This window comes from Methylophaga sp. UBA1464 (assembly GCF_002325665.1).
Taxonomy (GTDB): domain Bacteria; phylum Pseudomonadota; class Gammaproteobacteria; order Nitrosococcales; family Methylophagaceae; genus Methylophaga.
Genome location: NZ_DCSO01000027.1, coordinates 50,032 through 52,495, shown reverse-complemented (window position 1 = coordinate 52,495; position 2,464 = coordinate 50,032). Strand labels below are relative to the sequence as shown.

At 39.9% G+C, this 2,464-nt stretch carries 4 protein-coding genes and 1 pseudogene; 4 read left to right on the top strand and 1 reads right to left on the bottom strand.

The genetic code is table 11. The features are described 5' to 3' along the window. The 3 genes from B3O33_RS03035 to B3O33_RS03025 all read left to right on the top strand — a co-directional run. Positions 1-786 (top strand): endonuclease (locus tag B3O33_RS03035; protein ID WP_292362898.1); only part of this gene is annotated, 786 nt, incomplete at its 5' end. Between the two features lie 69 nt (positions 787-855). Further along, positions 856-1,419 (top strand): 3'-5' exonuclease, encoded by a 564-nt coding sequence (locus B3O33_RS03030; protein WP_136553359.1) that lies wholly within the window; start codon positions 856-858, stop codon positions 1,417-1,419. A 188-nt stretch (positions 1,420-1,607) separates the two neighbouring features. Then, positions 1,608-1,964: an HNH endonuclease gene (locus B3O33_RS03025; RefSeq protein ID WP_136553361.1), complete on the top strand. Its 357-nt coding sequence runs from the start codon at positions 1,608-1,610 to the stop codon at positions 1,962-1,964. On the opposite strand, the gene B3O33_RS03020 is transcribed toward B3O33_RS03025, so the two are convergent. After that, positions 1,958-2,149 (bottom strand): carbon storage regulator, encoded by a 192-nt coding sequence (locus tag B3O33_RS03020; RefSeq protein ID WP_136553363.1) that lies wholly within the window; start codon positions 2,147-2,149, stop codon positions 1,958-1,960. The genes B3O33_RS03025 and B3O33_RS03020 overlap by 7 nt on opposite strands. Positions 2,150-2,319: 170 nt before the next feature. Between B3O33_RS03020 and B3O33_RS15955 the strand changes: the two are divergent. Beyond that, a pseudogene (locus tag B3O33_RS15955) lies at positions 2,320-2,464 on the top strand (DNA polymerase IV); the annotation flags it as partial.

Sequence of the window (2,464 nt, the reverse complement as noted above, 5' to 3'; positions counted from 1 at the left end):
TATTGTTCCTGCCAATGGAAATGGGTTGGAAAATCCGGTGGTCGAGTCGACTTTAAATCTTGTGGTTATAAAATCAGAGCAGAAGGACAGCGTAATCGGGCGCAACGTATTGAATGGGAACACATCGTTCCTGCCTCAAACTTTGGCCGTGCACGGCAATGTTGGCAAAAAGGTGGTCGTTCGAACTGTAAACAAACCGATCCAGTATTCAATTTGATGGAAGCTGATTTACATAATCTCACACCAACAGTGGGTGAGCTTAATTCAGATAGACAGAACTTCAACTATGGCGTCTTACCATCGGCTACTAAACGACATGGTGCTTGTGAATACAGAGTTGACTTTAAAACAAGAGTGGTTGAGCCACGAAATGAAATTAAAGGGTTTTTAGCAAGAGTGTATTTTTACATGCATGACCGATACGGTATGAATATGTCTGAGCAACAACAACGCTTATTGATGTCCTGGCATAACATTTATCCTGTTTCAGCTTGGGAATTGGAAAGGGACCGCCGTATATCAACTATAACAGGCCATTCAAATCCATTTGTGACTGGTGAAAAGAATTGGAAGATTGGACAGAAAAGTTCAGCAAAAGTAGCAATCACTGCCAATAAAGCACCAGTTGTCCAAAAGATAATTAGGGGCAACCGTAACAGTAATGTTTTTCATTTACCCAATGGGTGCCCGTCATATGACAAAGTCAGCCCCAAAAATATTGTCGAATTTGTCTCCGAAACTGAAGCACATGATGCAGGATATAAAAAAGCAGGGAATTGTAATTAGGATAATACTTGAAATCTTTTCGCTTAAACTATCTGTTTGAAATAGTAAAAAATTAGGACTGGAAACCACATGATGTTAGTTGTCGATCTGGAAGCAACTTGTTGGGAAGATAAGGTGGATGGAACCGATCTTCGGCAGACGGTAGATGATATGGAAGTGATTGAATTTGGTTGTGTCGTCTGTGAAACAAATGGAACGGTTATCGATTCAAAATCTTTTTTTGCACGTCCCAAGTTACATCCTGTTTTAACTGAATTCTGTACGAAGCTAACGTCGATCAAGCAATCAGATGTTGATAATGCCCCATATTATGCTGATGCCACGAAAACATTGAACGAATGGCTTGGACAATACGAATTATCACAATGGGTGTCATGGGGAAACTATGATAAGCATCAACTTTTAAAAGAGTATGAGAGACACGGCGTATGTCCAAGCTTTCTTGATTTACCTCATGAAAATTTAAAAAAGCGTTGGAGTAAAGGTAAAAAAGCTTTTCGTAACGCAGGTCCTAAAGTTGCCTTGGAGTATCACGGCCTAGAATTTGAAGGCAAATATCATCGTGCAATTGATGATGCATTAAATATCGCACGACTATTACCATTTATTTATAACGAGACCGTGGAAAAATAATTTGTTGCTACAGAAATGGTTTTTTTTATTACTTACATTAGTTCACGAAAGTATTGTAAAAATTCAAATAGATTGTTAATTTACGACTGTGTTTCGTTATAACGAGCGCGTTTTGCCAGTTGGATGATCCACTGGTTCCTTAGTTTCTGCTGAGCAGGGCGAGGTAACCAATAATTGTGGAGAACTTCATGGCAAAAAACCGACCTTCCCTCCGTGCACCTCGCACTAAAGCTTTCAAAAAACAAAATGGCCGTTGCTACTATTGTGATCTACCGATGTGGAACTCAGATGCAAAGATCTTTTCTCAGCGTTATAAATTAACTCTAAAACAAGCTGAACAGTTCAAATGTACAGGTGAGCATCTCACTGCGTTTCACGCCGGAGGTGCTTCTAATCAATCAAATATTGTCGCGGCTTGTCATTACTGCAATGCTAAAAGGCACACTCGTAAAGAGGAGCTATCACCCGAGACATACAAAAATAAAGTGCAGAAGCGCGTGCGAGCAGGGAAATGGAATGCAGGGCTTCTGTTAAGCGCTCACTGATTCCCTGAGAGTTTTTCCTGAATTCTTAAATAGATTTCTTCCCGATTCACTGCCACCTCTCTGGGGGCAGTGATTCCTATTCGAACCTGGCTTTTTTTCCCATAACCAGATACGCCTAACACTTCAATCATGACTCCTTGTCCAATATAAAGTTTTTGGCCAACCTGTCTCTTTAAAATCAACATCCTTGTCTCCTTATTTTTCCGCTATTGCGAGCTTACAAAAATTATTGGCTGATCTCACATGGCTTCAGAGAGTCTTTTACAAAATTCTTATTGATCCAATATCAATGATTCCCTATATTTTCTCTTCTCTGTATTTTCTCATTTGGCCATACATTTAATTGAAGGTGATTATGCCTGCTGTAAGTAATGAATTCTGGGACAGGGTTATTATATTGGTCGATATGAACTGCTTCTTCGCTCAGGTAGAGCAACAAGATAATCCGTTTTGGCGCAATAGGCCTGTGGCCATTACGAATGGAAAATTAGGTAGCACGA